General features: G+C 64.9%; 18 protein-coding genes and 2 tRNA genes. 11 read left to right on the top strand and 9 right to left on the bottom strand.

Features of this window, described 5'->3' with window-relative positions:
• Positions 1-49: 49 nt before the first annotated feature.
• The 4 genes from RX327_RS24585 to RX327_RS24570 all read left to right on the top strand — a co-directional run bounded on the left by RX327_RS24585 (position 50) and on the right by RX327_RS24570 (position 2,646).
• A complete protein-coding gene (locus RX327_RS24585) occupies positions 50-370 on the top strand; it encodes a His-rich protein BRANT (RefSeq protein ID WP_038377671.1) in 321 nt (106 codons plus the stop codon).
• 230 nt (positions 371-600) lie between these two features.
• Complete coding sequence (locus tag RX327_RS24580) at positions 601-1,026, top strand: hypothetical protein (protein ID WP_050384775.1); 426 nt, start codon at positions 601-603, stop codon at positions 1,024-1,026.
• Between the two features lie 360 nt (positions 1,027-1,386).
• Positions 1,387-2,103 (top strand): porin family protein, encoded by a 717-nt coding sequence (locus RX327_RS24575; RefSeq protein ID WP_317247376.1) that lies wholly within the window; start codon positions 1,387-1,389, stop codon positions 2,101-2,103.
• 303 nt (positions 2,104-2,406) lie between these two features.
• Positions 2,407-2,646 carry a DUF6719 family protein gene (locus RX327_RS24570; RefSeq protein ID WP_028342644.1) on the top strand — a complete coding sequence of 80 codons (240 nt, stop codon included), beginning with the start codon at positions 2,407-2,409 and terminating at the stop codon, positions 2,644-2,646.
• A 66-nt stretch (positions 2,647-2,712) separates the two neighbouring features.
• Here RX327_RS24570 and RX327_RS24565 read toward each other — a convergent pair whose 3' ends face one another.
• Positions 2,713-2,964, bottom strand: coding sequence for a hypothetical protein (locus tag RX327_RS24565; RefSeq protein ID WP_028335364.1), 252 nt, complete (start codon positions 2,962-2,964; stop codon positions 2,713-2,715).
• A gap of 508 nt (positions 2,965-3,472) precedes the next feature.
• Between RX327_RS24565 and RX327_RS24560 the strand changes: the two genes are divergently transcribed.
• The 3 genes from RX327_RS24560 (at position 3,473) to RX327_RS24550 (ending at position 5,948) form a co-directional block, all read left to right on the top strand.
• The gene (locus RX327_RS24560) at positions 3,473-3,841 is read left to right on the top strand and encodes a hypothetical protein (protein WP_050384776.1); all 369 of its coding nucleotides are present in this window, start codon (positions 3,473-3,475) and stop codon (positions 3,839-3,841) included.
• A complete protein-coding gene (locus RX327_RS24555) occupies positions 3,838-4,686 on the top strand; it encodes an alpha/beta fold hydrolase (RefSeq protein WP_050384777.1) in 849 nt (282 codons plus the stop codon). Before RX327_RS24560 ends, RX327_RS24555 begins: the two co-directional genes overlap by 4 nt.
• Before the next feature lie 101 nt (positions 4,687-4,787).
• Positions 4,788-5,948 carry a DUF2652 domain-containing protein gene (locus RX327_RS24550; protein ID WP_050384778.1) on the top strand — a complete coding sequence of 387 codons (1,161 nt, stop codon included), beginning with the start codon at positions 4,788-4,790 and terminating at the stop codon, positions 5,946-5,948.
• A gap of 36 nt (positions 5,949-5,984) precedes the next feature.
• On the opposite strand, the gene RX327_RS24545 is transcribed toward RX327_RS24550, so the two are convergent.
• The 7 genes from RX327_RS24545 to RX327_RS24515 all read right to left on the bottom strand — a co-directional run bounded on the left by RX327_RS24545 (position 5,985) and on the right by RX327_RS24515 (position 9,423).
• Positions 5,985-6,521: a hypothetical protein gene (locus tag RX327_RS24545; RefSeq protein ID WP_050384779.1), complete on the bottom strand. Its 537-nt coding sequence runs from the start codon at positions 6,519-6,521 to the stop codon at positions 5,985-5,987.
• 134 nt (positions 6,522-6,655) lie between these two features.
• Positions 6,656-6,886 (bottom strand): hypothetical protein, encoded by a 231-nt coding sequence (locus RX327_RS24540; RefSeq protein ID WP_050384780.1) that lies wholly within the window; start codon positions 6,884-6,886, stop codon positions 6,656-6,658.
• 137 nt (positions 6,887-7,023) lie between these two features.
• Positions 7,024-7,203: a hypothetical protein gene (locus RX327_RS24535; protein ID WP_050384781.1), complete on the bottom strand. Its 180-nt coding sequence runs from the start codon at positions 7,201-7,203 to the stop codon at positions 7,024-7,026.
• A gap of 55 nt (positions 7,204-7,258) precedes the next feature.
• Entirely contained in the window at positions 7,259-7,447 is a 189-nt protein-coding gene (locus RX327_RS24530; protein WP_050384782.1) for a hypothetical protein, read from the bottom strand.
• Positions 7,448-7,923: 476 nt separating this feature from the next.
• Entirely contained in the window at positions 7,924-8,181 is a 258-nt protein-coding gene (locus tag RX327_RS24525) for a hypothetical protein (RefSeq protein WP_028335372.1), read from the bottom strand.
• A 578-nt stretch (positions 8,182-8,759) separates the two neighbouring features.
• Positions 8,760-8,834, bottom strand: a tRNA-Thr gene (locus RX327_RS24520).
• A gap of 160 nt (positions 8,835-8,994) precedes the next feature.
• Positions 8,995-9,423 (bottom strand): hypothetical protein, encoded by a 429-nt coding sequence (locus RX327_RS24515; protein WP_050384783.1) that lies wholly within the window; start codon positions 9,421-9,423, stop codon positions 8,995-8,997.
• A 197-nt stretch (positions 9,424-9,620) separates the two neighbouring features.
• Here RX327_RS24515 and RX327_RS24510 point away from each other — a divergent pair, with 197 nt between their 5' ends.
• The 3 genes from RX327_RS24510 to RX327_RS24500 all read left to right on the top strand — a co-directional run bounded on the left by RX327_RS24510 (position 9,621) and on the right by RX327_RS24500 (position 11,589).
• Positions 9,621-10,370 (top strand): urease accessory protein, encoded by a 750-nt coding sequence (locus tag RX327_RS24510; RefSeq protein ID WP_050384784.1) that lies wholly within the window; start codon positions 9,621-9,623, stop codon positions 10,368-10,370.
• Between the two features lie 228 nt (positions 10,371-10,598).
• A complete protein-coding gene (locus tag RX327_RS24505; RefSeq protein WP_317247375.1) occupies positions 10,599-11,072 on the top strand; it encodes a hypothetical protein in 474 nt (157 codons plus the stop codon).
• A 94-nt stretch (positions 11,073-11,166) separates the two neighbouring features.
• Entirely contained in the window at positions 11,167-11,589 is a 423-nt protein-coding gene (locus RX327_RS24500; RefSeq protein WP_028335376.1) for a hypothetical protein, read from the top strand.
• Positions 11,590-11,649: 60 nt separating this feature from the next.
• On the opposite strand, the gene rlmB is transcribed toward RX327_RS24500, so the two are convergent.
• On the bottom strand, positions 11,650-12,474 hold the full coding sequence (rlmB, locus tag RX327_RS24495) for a 23S rRNA (guanosine(2251)-2'-O)-methyltransferase RlmB (protein WP_317247374.1): 825 nt from the start codon (positions 12,472-12,474) through the stop codon (positions 11,650-11,652).
• A gap of 308 nt (positions 12,475-12,782) precedes the next feature.
• Between rlmB and RX327_RS24490 the strand changes: the two genes are divergently transcribed.
• Positions 12,783-12,868 (top strand) — tRNA-Tyr (locus RX327_RS24490).
• Positions 12,869-12,956: the final 88 nt, after the last annotated feature.

Here is a 12,956-nt window from a genome sequence, read left to right as displayed (position 1 = left end):
GGCCGACCATCCGGCCGGAGACCTCTCGATCCCGACGAGGAGGACCATCATGCTGAAGACGATTTCCGCCGCGCTGCTCGCCATGTCCGTGATCGCAGCGCCCGCGCTCGCCGCCGAGACCGGCAAGGCCGCAACGCCCGCGCCGGCGACCACGACTGCCCCGGCGACCAAGGCCGCTCCCGTGATCAAGAGCGAGCAGCTGCCGTCGAAGGTGCGCAACGCCAACGCCAAGATGCACCACAAGCACTATCGCCATCACCGCCACCACAAGCACATGGGCATGCTGAAGGTGAAGGCTCCGAAGCATGCGACCAAGCACGTCCACGCAAAGGTCGCGACCAAGCACGTCGCGCCAGCCAAACGCGGCTGACCCAGGCGCGGTTGAATCTGATCCGAAGGGCGTAGTTTCGATCCACATTGCCCCGCTGCGCTCTTTGGATACAGACCCGGCCCGTCCGTCCATTGCTTCCCCAATGGCGACGGGCCGGAGTGCGTCCGGCTCCGGTTGTGAACCCGGGCGAAGAATAACCGAGTTGCGAATTCCCTTTGGCCGCCCGGCAGTTTATGAGACGCCTCCGGGGACTCAGGGAACAGCGTCGTTTGCGGATTTCATCACAACTGGCAGCCATCCTGCTGCTCTCGCTTCCGCTCGCCGGCTGCCTCACCAGCGACGACGGCGGCGGGCCCACCACCTTCACCGATGACCGGGGCGTCGCCAACCAGCCATTCCCGGACCGCTACCGCGACCAGATCCTCGCCTTCATGCGGACCTACCTGAACAATCCGGTCGGGGTCCGCGAGGCTGCTATCGCCGAGCCGGTGCAGCGCACGGTCGGCGGCCGACTGCGCTACGTCGTATGCCTGCGCTACAGCGCGAAGGATACCGACGGCAATTATCGCGCCGCCCGCGAGCGCGGTGTCCTGTTTGTCGACGGCCGGCTCGACCGCATCCTCGACAACCCCGCCGAGCCCTGCGCCGGCGCGTCCTACGCGGCATTTCCGGAACTGGAAAAGATGTCGCGCTAAGGCATGATCCGGAAAAGTGTGAAGCGGTTTCTCCGAAAAGATCACGCCCGAACAAGTGGCAGAAGCGCGATCTGATTGCGCTTCTGCGCGGCCGCTTGTCGCAAGCCTGATCGAAACGTTAGCGAACTCCGATCACTTTTCGGGGAGCGTTGAACTTCACTTTAGCCGTCTGCGACTTACATCCAGCCGAGATGCGGCTTCTTAACCGGTGAAAAAACCTTCTGTGCCAGGGAACAAACGGGCGTTGTTGCGACCCTGTCACAGCTCGGAAACATCACGGGTGCGGCATTGCCCCAAAGCAACCTAATTGAGGTCACGTTGTTTGGCTTAACAGCGCAGCGTTAGTAACGGGGATCAGAAATGAAGAAGTTTTTGCTCGGCACAGTCGCGCTGGCCGCTCTTGCGGGCCCTGCGTTTGCGGCTGACATGCCGGCCCGCACCTATACCAAGGCACCGCCGCCCTATACCGCCCCCGCTGTCGTTTACAACTGGACCGGTTTCTACATCGGCGGCCATGTCGGCGGCGCGTTCACCGACGGCAACAACCTGATGGGCAGCGACGCTCGCTTCATGGGCGGCGTGCAGGGCGGCTTCGACTACCAGTTCGCGCCCAATTGGGTGGTGGGCGCCGAGGCGCAGTATTCTTGGCTGCCCAGCTCCTCGAACAATGGCGTGCTGCTCCCGGGCGGAACGCTGGTGACCGGCAACACCGACCAGATCGGTTCGGTGACCGGCCGCCTCGGCTACACCTGGGGTCCGGCGCTGCTCTACGCCAAGGGCGGTTATGCCTGGCGCGACAGCAACAACATCACTGCGTCGGTCGGCGGCGTGCCGGCGTCCTTCACCACCGATGGCGGCCACAAGGACGGCTATACCGTCGGCGCCGGCCTCGAATACATGTTCGCCCCGAGCTGGTCGGCCAAGGCCGAGTACCAGTACTACAATTTCGGCAGTACCACCTTTACCTCCGGCCCGGCCGACATCGTCGGCGCTCGCGGCCGGGAGGACGAACATACCGTCAAGGTCGGGGTGAACTACCGCTTCGGCTGGGGCGGTCCGGCAGGCTCCCGCTACTGATCGCGGCTTCATCGCATCAATCGAAAGGCCGGCCTTCGGGTCGGCCTTTTTGTTGGCCGGCCGCTCGCCCCCCAATGACGACGGATGCGGTGACCCGTGGCCCGGATGGAGCGCAGCGCAATCCGGGGCAGCCGATCCGACGAACGAAGTCCCGGGATTTCGCTCCGCTCCATCCGGGTTACGACCCCACATTCACCTGATGTTCAGGCCTGATCGTGCAATGCAAAAAATAATTCCTGCATTGCACGGAACTTTCATCGTGCTGCGCTATTATGCGATCGCCGGGCTGGTGGACAAACGAACATGCGTAGTTTTGCGTTAGGGCTGATCCTCTCTGCGGTCTCCGTGCCGTGCCTTGCCCAGACCATCCTCAAATCCGAACCCCTGGCGCTCGCGCCCTATGAGGTTGTCTTCGTGCAGGACGCGTCCTGCTCGGCTGGCAAGGTGCTCAAGGTGACCGGCGCGATCCGGGGTCTGCATCGGCGGAAGATTTGCGTTTCGCTCGCCGCCGAACAGGCCTCGCTGGCGACGGCAATGCCGTAGGCGCGGGGCGACCGCACCCATTGCATCCCCGGCCCGCCGCTGCGCGCCGGCCAGCCCACCGTCTGATTAGTTCAACCGCGGCTCCAGACGCGCTTCGCGATCGGCATCGGCCTTGTTCTTGGCCGGATCCTCGTTCGGCTCTAGCTGACAGGGCCGGATTTCGTAGTCGTTATCCAGCACCGGGCGCGGCGCGGACTTCTCCTCCCCGGAGATGGCATCCACCACCAGGCCGGATTTCCTGGCCAGCGTCCAGACATCCGCCTCGGTCGGATAGGCCTTGCTCAGCTTGGCGTCCTGATAAAACAGCGCGTACGGCATTCGTCGTTCCCCAAACAACCGACAACGCCAGCCCCCGTTTTGGGTTTCAGGCAATATCGCCGTTCCGGTCACGGAACCGTGAGCGAGCATCCGCGGCAAGCATCTGAAAATATGAGTCAATTCGACCCTTTCGCGGAAGGGTTTTGAGTCCTTAACGGGTGGTAAACCCCCGAAAAAAGAATCCCCGGGACTCTCCGGGTAGAATCGCCGGATGCTCCGGCCCATGAGAGCGATCCACCAGTCCCCTTACGAACGCGTGCAACTCGCGCTTGCGGTTGCGCTGCTCGCGGCCTGCGCCGCCAACGTGGCGCTGGTCTGGTCCTGGCTTTAGATATCCTGGCTTTAGATCTCCCGGCTCTCGCCAAAATTCGTATGTGGCGGCCACGCGAAAACGCCGGAGCCACGCGCCGCCGCTGGCGATTGACGGCTACCCCATTCCTTCCATCATTGCCGGCAGAACAAGCGTCCGCTGCGCCGTGCGCGGACGGGCCGCGATCGGGGAGCTGATATGATCGACACGCTGAAGGAACGGGTCAACGGCGACGCCGGCCTGGTGCGGCGCGGCCGTTACCTCACCACGACATTCCTGCTCGAGATCGGCGCGGCCGCCTGGCTGATCGCGATCCATGAGGGCCGGATCGTCGCGGTGACGAAGGGCCCGTTCGTGATGCCCTCGTCGTCGTTCGCGCTGCGCACCTCGCAGGCGGAGTGGGAACGGTTCTGCGAAAAGCGGCCGCCGCCGGGCTCGAACGACCTGATGGCACTGATCAAGCGCCGCGTGCTGAAGGCCGAGGGCGAGCTGCAGATCTTCATGGCGAACCTGCGCTACTTCAAGGAGGCGCTCGGCAAGCTGCGCCGCGAGGGAGTGGCCGCATGAGCGCCAGATTCGAACCGATCATCGGCCGCTACATGCATCTGGAGCTGTTCGGCCGGGCCCACCGCGTCTATGTCGAGGAGGCGGGCGAGGGCACGCCGCTGCTCTGCCTGCACACCGCGGGCGCCGACGGGCGGCAATATCGCGGCCTGATGAACGATGCGCGCGTCACGCGCAACCATCGCGTCATCGCCTTCGACATGCCCTGGCACGGCAAGTCGTCGCCGCCGCAGGGCTGGCACGACGAGGAGTACCAGCTCACCTCCGCGCAATACACGACCATGATCCTGACGGTGATGGACGCGCTCGACCTCGACAGGCCGATCGTGATCGGCTGCTCGATCGGCGGCCGGATCGCGCTGCATCTCGCGCTCGAGCATCCCGAACGTTTCCGCGCCATCATCGGCCTGCAGGCGGGCGCGCATGTCGATCCCTATTACGACCTGAACTTCCTGCACCGGCCGGACGTGCATGGCGGCGAGGTCGCCTCCGCCATCGTCTCGGGCCTCGTCGGCCCTGACGCGCCCGACAAGGAGCGGTGGGAGACGCTGTGGCATTACATGCAGAGCGGGCCCGGCGTGTTCAAGGGCGACCTCTATTTCTACAAGGTCGACGGCGACATCCGCGCCCGCGTCGCCGAGATCGACACCAGACGTTGCCCGCTGTTTCTGTTGTCGGGCGAGTACGACTATTCCTGCACGCCGGAAGAGACGCTGGCGGTGGCGAACAGCATTGCCGGAGCCGAGGCCACCATCATGAAGGGCCTCGGCCATTTCCCGATGAGCGAGAATCCGGGCGAGTTTCTCACCCACCTGCTGCCGGTGCTGGAGAAGATCGGCGGCCGCTAGCGCACGCCCCGGGTTGCTTTGGTCCTCGACCTCGGGCGGCGCGGTATGACAGACTGCGCATCCGCACGATTGGGCGTGAACCGGTTGCGCAGGAGGTCCCCATGCTTCCGAAGGCTGAAGCGGCCTATTTCGCGATTGCCGACATCTCCGGCTATACCAATTTCCTCGCGGCGGTCGAGCTCGACCATGCGCAGGACATCATCGCCGATTTCATGGATACGGTGGTGAAAGCGCTGCGCCCGCCATTCCGCCTCGCCAAGTTCGAAGGCGACGCCGCGTTCGTCTACACCACCGCCGAAAAGATCGACGGCTCGCTGCTGCAGGACGCGATCGAGGGCGCCTATTTCAAGTTCCGCCGGCGCCTGCGCAACGTGCGCCAGGCCTCGACTTGCGAGTGTCAGGCCTGCGTCGCGATGGGCGATCTCGATTTCAAGTTCGTGGTCCATCATGGCGAGATGGTGAAGCAGAAGATGGGCGGGAGAGAGGAGCTCGCCGGGCGCGACGTCATTCTGGTCCACCGGCTGCTCAAGAACACGGTTGGTGAGAAGGTTGGCGGACGCGCCTACGCGCTCTACAGCGACGCGGCCATCCGCGCGATGGGCGTCGATCCGGTCGCGCAGGGTTTCATCGCCCATCGGGAAACCATCGACGTCATCGGCGACGTGACGCTGTGGGCGCGCGATCTCGAAGCGGCGTGGCGGCAGGAAGACGCGCAAACCCGGATGCAGGTGACGCGCGACGATGCCTACATCATGCTGGAATTCGACATCGCCGCGCCGCGGCAGACGGTTTGGGAGTTTTTCACCGTGCCCGGGCAATGGCAGAAATGGTGGGACGCCGACACCATCGTCGAGGATTCCGGCAGGGGACGACGCGGTCCCGGCACCAGGAACCACTGTATGCACGGCAACCATACTGTCGTTGAGGAGATGCTCGATTGGCGCCCGACCGATTATTTCACGGTGGGCATCACGCTTCCGATTCCCGGCGCGCCGCGGATCGTGATGACTCGCGCCGTTCTGGACGGTCCAAACGGAATGACGCATCTGGAGCTGCGGGTCGCCAAACCTAAGCCAAAGGATCGAGAGTTCGTCGACGGCGCCGCGGTGAAATACGCCGAACGCATGACCAAGGCGATCGCCGGCTTGCGATCCATGCTGGAAGGAAAGCAGCCTGCGCTCGATGCAGTGGAGGAGCCGGCGTTGACGCGATCGAGCGGGCGCTTCCTGACCGAGCCGGTGAAATCGGGCGCGCGCAGCTGATGCCCAACGCACGGTCCGGGGTCTAATGGGGCTGCGTTACTTGCCCGAGCGCGGTAGCTCGTTGATCGCGGCGCGGACCTTGGCCATGGTCGTGGTGCAATATTCCTCGCGCTCCTTCAGGAAGCGCTGCTGCTGTGCGCGGAAATTGGCAACCCGCTCCCGCACCTCGGATCCGAAGTCGCCGCTGATGTCGAGCCTGGCAAAGTGCGGCAGCTGCGCCGGTTGAGGCGGGACTTCGACGGCCGTCACCGCCAAAGGCGACGGAGCGGGGGGCAGGCCCTCGATCACGGTCGGCACCGGAAGCGGAGGCGGCACGACCGCAGCCCGCACCTCGGCCGCAGGCTTGACGCTGAACGTGGCGATTGCCTCGGCCAGGGCCTGTTCAGCGGCGATCGGCAACGCGGCGGGGGCAGGTGTAGCGGCAGGCGCCGTGGCGGTCGGCTTTGCGGCAGGCGGCACCGCCGTCTGCGGGGCAGACACCAGCGGCTCGGCGTCGGGCAGCTTGCCCTTCACCGACTGTACGAAAGCCATTGTCTGCGCGATCAGGAGATCGCGTTCTTTCATCCACTTCATGGCGCACCCTGAGCGCGCGGATTCCAGCAAAGCAACCGCGCGGAATCAAGCGCTCGCCATCATGATGGTTGACGAAGACGCCTGTTTGGTGGGCGCGGTGACATAATTGTGACACGCCCCGCGGGCGTGGACGGTCAGCGTTGACGGGGATTGGTGTTCGGGACGAACGGGGTACCGACGATCCGGACCGGGGTCTGGGCCCGTCCCTGATCCGATGCCGCCGCGCGATTCGCGGCCGGCCGAGGCGCGGCATTCGCCGGCGCGGGCGCCGGATCAAGCAGGGCGACGAGGCCGGCAGCGACCATGCCGAGCAGCGTGAACGTGCCCAGAAGCAGCAAATTGCGGTCGGATTCGCGGACCCTCATGCGAGGAAAATCGCGTGAGAAGGCATCATGTTCCAAACAAATCCTCAGGCGTTGTCGAGCGGATTTGGCCTCACCTTGAGAACGAGCGTCAGGAGAGGACGAACCGGTGAGCCGGCCGGAACGGGGCGGGGTTCAGCCTAATGGGCCGCCATCGCGGCGGGCATCTGTTCGGCGCTGCGCGCCTCGATCAGGTCGGCGTAGCGGCCATATTCCTCGGCCATTTCGAGCAGCTTCTCGCGCACCGCGGCGTCGGTCACCTGCCTGGCCAGCCGTCGCGCCTGATCGGATTGGAAGCGGTAATGTGCTGTGTCGGACATGGTGGCGGCTCCTCACATATCTGTAAGGGCCACCCGGCAAAGGTTCATCAAGGCGTCATTGCAGCGTCGGTGGACGATCCGCCGGGGGAGCCGACGTGACGGGCGCCGTCTTGTCCTCGCGGACCTCGACTTCGAACCAGCCCATCTCCTTCAGCTCGCGCGCCTTCTTCTCGGCCGCGTCTTCGCTGTCGCGCTTCAGCACGATTTGGCTGGTGCCATCTCGGGCAAGGATCAAATAGGTCATTGGCTGAGTCCCACCCCGCATTCTGCATACCCTGTTTGGGGCCGCAAGAACAGAAGCAAGGCGAGGGATGGGTGATCCTACGGGAAGGATCCCACAATTCCTGCCACGGGAGTGTCGCAACGGCCTTCCGTACCGGCCCTGCGGCGCGGCATCGGTCCGGACGGGCGAGCTGTCTCAGCGCGTCACCACCACGTCGACGTGGCGGTTCCTGTCGTCCCGCCGATGTGCCCTAGCGTTGCGTGCAGACGAAGCGGGTGCCGTTCTTCGTCGTGCCGGTGGCCCGGCTGCCCTTCTTGGCGACAGGATAGTTGTTGCCGTTCGGGAAACCGGTGAGATGGATGTAGGCGCTATCGCCGCCATCATACGACCCGAGATCAGACCCGCGGCGGAGCAGGTCCAGCCTGCGGCGCTTGCCGGGATGCAGCCGCTGGCAAGCAAGGCGAGGGCGCGTCCGATTTTCGCGTCACCCTCAAGGCTCATCGATAGCCCGCGCTGAAGTTATGGTCGCGGATGCCGATCGCCTTGGCCTGTGCTGCGGACACCCGATCCCGACACTGAATGTACCTCAGGACCTGCGCGTCGGTGCCCGCGGAGTGAGCGCGCCACATATCGAGATTGAAGCCGTTCTTGGCCATGCAGGCCTGGGAGTGAGGGCTGTCATTGCGCTCCCTGGCGCTCGCCGGAGCGACGGCCAGCGTGGACAGGACAATCGCGGTGCAGAAAACAATCTTCATTTTGAAATTCCCGAAGGTGAAAGTGCGGGAACAATAGCCAGCGGGAACAAAATCACAAGTAGTCGTCGCGAGAGGACTCAACGTTCTCGCTAGGGCTTCATGCAAGACATTGCGAGCGCAGAGGTCGTTGCATGGCTATCGGTGAACGCGATCGACGATGTGGCACGCCCGACACCCGGAATACTACGGCTCACTCCGTACATTGTGGGCAATCAAGCGAAGCGCTTTGATTGAATCGCGACGACGTGTTCGAAATCGCAGCCGGGAAAGACGCGCGGCGCAAAGCCGCGCATATCTGAATGGAGGACGCGATGCCCAGGCACTTCGGTTTGAAGGCAGCATCGGCCGCAGGACGGTCGGCGTTCACGGGGTCATCAAGGGATTTGCAGCAGCGGACTGCTTCGGCGTCGGCATCGAAGAAGCATGCTCTGGACAGCTCTGCAGCGTCGAAGCACGCTTCCCCATGCTCGGAACTGCCGTATTCGCCTGCGAGTTGGAGGGGCTGCCGCGGTCGACGGTCGATCTCGGCAGACTGAAGCTGTGTCGCGGCGGCAAGGATGGCGGAAATCCAAGCCAATTGGTGCCGGCTGAGGGGATTGAACCCCCGACCTTCGGTTTACAAAACCGCTGCTCTACCGCTGAGCTAAGCCGGCGAATTGGCAATGATTTGCGCGCTCGCATAGCAGACTTGGCGCGCCAGAGCCAGAACCAAGGCTTGAACCGAGCAGGCGAGAAGCGATCGCGTCCCCGTGTCGGCCCGACAGCAAAAAGGCGGCCCGCACGCCTTCTGCGCCGTCGGCCTAATCAGCTGAGCTACTGGCAGGGATGCCGGCGGCCGTCGCTGCCGCGGAACCGGGTGCCGGGGGTGCAGACAAAGCCATTCTGCCGCGCGTATTCGGCGCCGCCGATCGGGGCGCGGGCATAGTCGGGGCCGCCAAACGGGGCGGTGGCGACCGCAGCCGCCGTGCCGACCGCGCCGCCGGCCACGCGGGCCGCGGCGTCGACGGGCGCGAACGGGCCGGGATCATAGCGGTTGTAGCTGCCCTGCCAGCCTTGGTCCCGCCGATCGATGCGCTGGTGATAGGCGGTGCGGGTGGTGCCCGGTGCCATCGCCTGGCATGGGGCGTCCGGCCAGGCATTCGAGCAGCGCGCGGCGGTGCCGATCGTCTGTTGCGCCATCGCCGGGCCCGCCAGTGCCGAGGCGAGCAGGGCTGCCACGCCGAGGATCTTGAATTGTGTCATGCGAGATCTCCTCTCGTCGTCGTCGAGAGCTAATCTCGCGGTGCCGTGCCTGTTCCAGCGCGGCCTTGCCCCGTGTTCAAAGCAGTGTGAAGTTCTGCAGGTTCGTGCGCATGATGCGTTCCGGAGCATGCTGCCTTTGACGAGAATTGCGTGTACAGCGGTGAACGGACTGATGTCGGTGCCGACGCGGGGGATTGATGTTCGGAATCTTGAGTCTTGGCTTTCTGCTCGGCATGCAGCATGCGCTGGAGCCGGATCATATCGCGGCGGTATCGAGCATCGCGGCCCGCCGCACCCATGTCGGTGACATCGTCAAGCACGGGCTGACCTGGGGGCTTGGCCACACGCTTACTTTGTTCGTCTTTGCCGGCGCCGCGATCCTGCTCGGGCGCGCGATTCCCGAGACGGTATCGCAGCCGATCGAGACCGCGGTCGGTATCATGCTGGTCGGCCTCGGTGTGCATGTGTGGTGGCGGCTGTGGCGTGACCGCGTGCACTTCCACACCCATTCGCATGGCGACGGCACCACGCACTTCCACGCCCACAGCCATGCCGGTGAAGCCGTGGCGCTTGCGTCCACCGTGGCGCGTGCGTCCACCATGGCGCGTGCGTCCACCGTGCCGCACGTCCGCGCCGCGCACAGCCATGCGCACGGCTTCCGCTGGCGCACGCTCCTGGTCGGCCTGATGCACGGCATGGCCGGCTCGGCGGCGCTCCTGGTGCTGACGGTGTCGCAGGCCCCAAGTCCGGTGATCGGGCTCGGCTATGTCGCGCTGTTCGGCATCGGCTCGATGATCGGCATGGGCGTGCTGTCCAGCGTGATCGCGGTGCCGCTCGCAGCCTCGGCGCGCTGGCTGACCTGGGCCAATCGCGGCCTGCAAGTGGCGGTCGGCGCGGTCACGATCGCGATCGGCGTCCACTCGATCGTCGAGAACGCCTTCACCTGACGGGGAGGCGGCTCTTTGTTTGAGCATGATCTTTTCGGAAGTCCGCTTCGCACTTTTCCGGCTCATGCTCCCGGGCGCCCGTTAACGATTTCTGATTCCGCACGGCCGCATTGACCGGATGCCGATGCTTACGCGTTAGGCTTACCGGCAGTTTGGCCGGCGTCCTTAACCCTTCCGCCAAGCCGTTGGATTAGGTTGTGGTGGAACAATTCGGGACGCTGGGTGAACATGCGCGCAAGTCTTGCGCTGGCGATATTGGCTGCGATGAGCTCGACGGCGCTGGCCGGCGGCGGCTTCGACATTGTCGTGCCGGTGCGGCCCGGCGTGCCGATCATCATTAACGGCGTCGACGCCTCCTACGCCGTGGTCGAAAGCGCGATGGGGCTCGCCCGCAACGAGTCGATGGTGCCGACCGTTTATGGCGGCCGCCCGATCGATCCCCAGCCGAATGTCGGCCACTATTATCCGAGCCTCGGCCGCATGCCGGGTTACGGCCGTCTCGAGATCGAGCCGCCGGCCAACCGCCGCCTGCCCAAGCCGGCCGAGAGCTATCATCAATCGTGGGGCGCGGAATCGGCTCCGCTGCCGGCACAGTCCAACGTGCCGGTCGATCCGCCGCCGGTGATCTACGCGCCCGAGATCAACGGGCCGCGGCCGTTGCCGGGCCCGTTCCCGCGGCCACCGCGACCTCGACGATTCTAAAGTCAACTGCCCGAAATCAAGAGCCCCTCGAACGGGGATCCTGAATAGCCATCAAGAGCTACGCGACGAACAGAGAGACCTACAGGAGAGAGTAATGCGTCAAATGATCAAAGGACTGATTGCGGCGGTGGCCGTCATGGTGGCCGCGCCCGCAATGGCGTGCGGCTTCAACCCTTGCGGCTATTCCGCGCCCGTCGTGAATTACGGCTGCGGTGGTTGCGGCGGTGGCTACTATGGCGGTTACGGCTACGGCGCAGTCGAACGTCTGCCCGACCCGGATGCCGCTTATCCCGGCGCGGCGCAGCAGTACTATTACGTCAACCAGGGACCGACCTACACCGGTCCGGGCAACTGGGCACCGCGTCCGTACTACCGCGAAGGCTACGGCCGCCCGTATTACGGCTATCGCCACTATGGCTACCGTCGCTACGGCTACCGCCAGCACTACGGCTATCGTTCGCACTACGGCTATCGCTACGGCCGCTACGGCCACCCGGTGCTGCGCCGCTACTACTGATCCGATCGTCAGTTCGAGACATCAACGCCCGTTCGCGCCACGCGAGCGGGCGTTTGTCGTTCACATCAGCCCCAGCCGGCTCGCGCCGACGTAGAGCGCGAGCACGGAGGCGTTCGAGACGTTGAGGCTCTTGATCTCGCCGGGCATGTCGAGCCGCGCCACGACGCTGCAGGTCTCGCGGGTCAATTGCCTAAGGCCCTTGCCTTCGGCGCCGAGCACGAGTGCAAGCGGCTCGCGCAGCGCGACATCGCTGATATCCTCGCTGCCTTCGCTGTCGAGGCCGACGGTCTGGAAGCCGCGCTCGTTCAGCGCCGTCAGCGCGCGGGCGAGGTTCTGCACCGTGACCATCGGGACCAGCTCGAGCGCGCCGGAGGCGGCCTTGGCCAGCACGCCGGTCGCTTCCGGACTGTGCCGCGCTGTGGTCACGATCGCCTTCACCGCGAACGCTGCGGCCGAGCGCAGGATGGCGCCGACATTGTGGGGATCGGTGATCTGGTCGAGCACCAGCACCATGCCTTCCTGCTCCAGGGTCTCGATATCCGGCGAGGGCAGGGGATCGGCCTCGGCCAAGAGGCCCTGGTGCACGGCGTCGGGGGTGAGGCGCCGGTCGATCTCGCTGGGCCGGACGATCTCGGGGGCGACGCGGGTCGCGATGTTTTCGTCGGCGAGGCGCTTCGCCGCGTTCTCGGTGAGGTAAAGCTTGCGGATATGGCGGTCGGGGTTGGCGAGCGCGGCCGACACCGTGTGCCAGCCATACAGAATCACCGGCCCGTCGGAACCGGATTCGCGTTCCCGCCGGGCCGGCGGGCGGCCGAATTTCGGCCCTTTTTGGAAGGGTTTGCCGCCCTTGCCTCGGAAATTGGGTTTGCGGTCGCGATCGCTCATGTGAGGCTTGTGTCACGGCTCCCGAATATTGGCAATTTTACACAGCGTTTTCGAGCGAAGTGGGGTCCGGTTCGCGTGAGGAAAACGCGACAAAACAAGAATCTAGCCGCAACACTCACTACTTTGGAACAGAGATCGCCAGAGCCTGCAAAAGTATCCCAAATAGACGGCCGGCTTGGTTGACTTTGGGGACCGCCTTCCCCCATAAACGCGCCCGACCGCGCACCCGCTTCGGGTCGGCCGGTTATCAGCGTCATTTCGATGACCGGTCCGCCGCCACTCGCGCGGCCGGTCTGATGCTGTTGGACGGGGGAGTGTCCCGAGTGGCAAAGGGAGCTGACTGTAAATCAGCCGCCTCATGGCTTCGCAGGTTCGAGTCCTGCCTCCCCCACCAGGCTTCGCCCTGACGGGCTATGCGTGGCGGAGCCGCGCCGGGGCCCGTCAGGGCGAAGCGTGTCCGGCGTAGCTTGAGCGACAGCGAA

The sequence above is a fragment of the Bradyrhizobium sp. BEA-2-5 genome (assembly GCF_032918025.1).
In the GTDB taxonomy this organism is placed as follows: Bacteria; Pseudomonadota; Alphaproteobacteria; order Rhizobiales; family Xanthobacteraceae; genus Bradyrhizobium; species Bradyrhizobium pachyrhizi.
The sequence above is the reverse complement of the archived record's forward strand: the minus strand, read 5'-3'. Positions and strand labels throughout refer to the sequence as shown.

Bases quoted from the DNA above. Each gene is read 5' to 3' on its own strand.
- RX327_RS24555 (WP_050384777.1), top strand. From the start codon at position 3,838: ATGAGCGCCAGATTCGAACCGATCATCGGCCGCTACATGCATCTGGAG.
- rlmB (WP_317247374.1), bottom strand. From the start codon at position 12,474: ATGAGCGATCGCGACCGCAAACCCAATTTCCGAGGCAAGGGCGGCAAA.
- RX327_RS24585 (WP_038377671.1), top strand. From the start codon at position 50: ATGCTGAAGACGATTTCCGCCGCGCTGCTCGCCATGTCCGTGATCGCA.
- RX327_RS24500 (WP_028335376.1), top strand. From the start codon at position 11,167: ATGCGTCAAATGATCAAAGGACTGATTGCGGCGGTGGCCGTCATGGTG.
- RX327_RS24570 (WP_028342644.1), top strand. From the start codon at position 2,407: ATGCGTAGTTTTGCGTTAGGGCTGATCCTCTCTGCGGTCTCCGTGCCG.
- RX327_RS24535 (WP_050384781.1), bottom strand. From the start codon at position 7,203: ATGTCCGACACAGCACATTACCGCTTCCAATCCGATCAGGCGCGACGG.
- RX327_RS24510 (WP_050384784.1), top strand. From the start codon at position 9,621: ATGTTCGGAATCTTGAGTCTTGGCTTTCTGCTCGGCATGCAGCATGCG.
- RX327_RS24505 (WP_317247375.1), top strand. From the start codon at position 10,599: ATGCGCGCAAGTCTTGCGCTGGCGATATTGGCTGCGATGAGCTCGACG.
- RX327_RS24525 (WP_028335372.1), bottom strand. From the start codon at position 8,181: ATGAAGATTGTTTTCTGCACCGCGATTGTCCTGTCCACGCTGGCCGTC.
- RX327_RS24560 (WP_050384776.1), top strand. From the start codon at position 3,473: ATGATCGACACGCTGAAGGAACGGGTCAACGGCGACGCCGGCCTGGTG.
- RX327_RS24545 (WP_050384779.1), bottom strand. From the start codon at position 6,521: ATGAAGTGGATGAAAGAACGCGATCTCCTGATCGCGCAGACAATGGCT.
- RX327_RS24550 (WP_050384778.1), top strand. From the start codon at position 4,788: ATGCTTCCGAAGGCTGAAGCGGCCTATTTCGCGATTGCCGACATCTCC.
- RX327_RS24540 (WP_050384780.1), bottom strand. From the start codon at position 6,886: ATGAGGGTCCGCGAATCCGACCGCAATTTGCTGCTTCTGGGCACGTTC.
- RX327_RS24530 (WP_050384782.1), bottom strand. From the start codon at position 7,447: ATGACCTATTTGATCCTTGCCCGAGATGGCACCAGCCAAATCGTGCTG.
- RX327_RS24575 (WP_317247376.1), top strand. From the start codon at position 1,387: ATGAAGAAGTTTTTGCTCGGCACAGTCGCGCTGGCCGCTCTTGCGGGC.
- RX327_RS24515 (WP_050384783.1), bottom strand. From the start codon at position 9,423: ATGACACAATTCAAGATCCTCGGCGTGGCAGCCCTGCTCGCCTCGGCA.
- RX327_RS24565 (WP_028335364.1), bottom strand. From the start codon at position 2,964: ATGCCGTACGCGCTGTTTTATCAGGACGCCAAGCTGAGCAAGGCCTAT.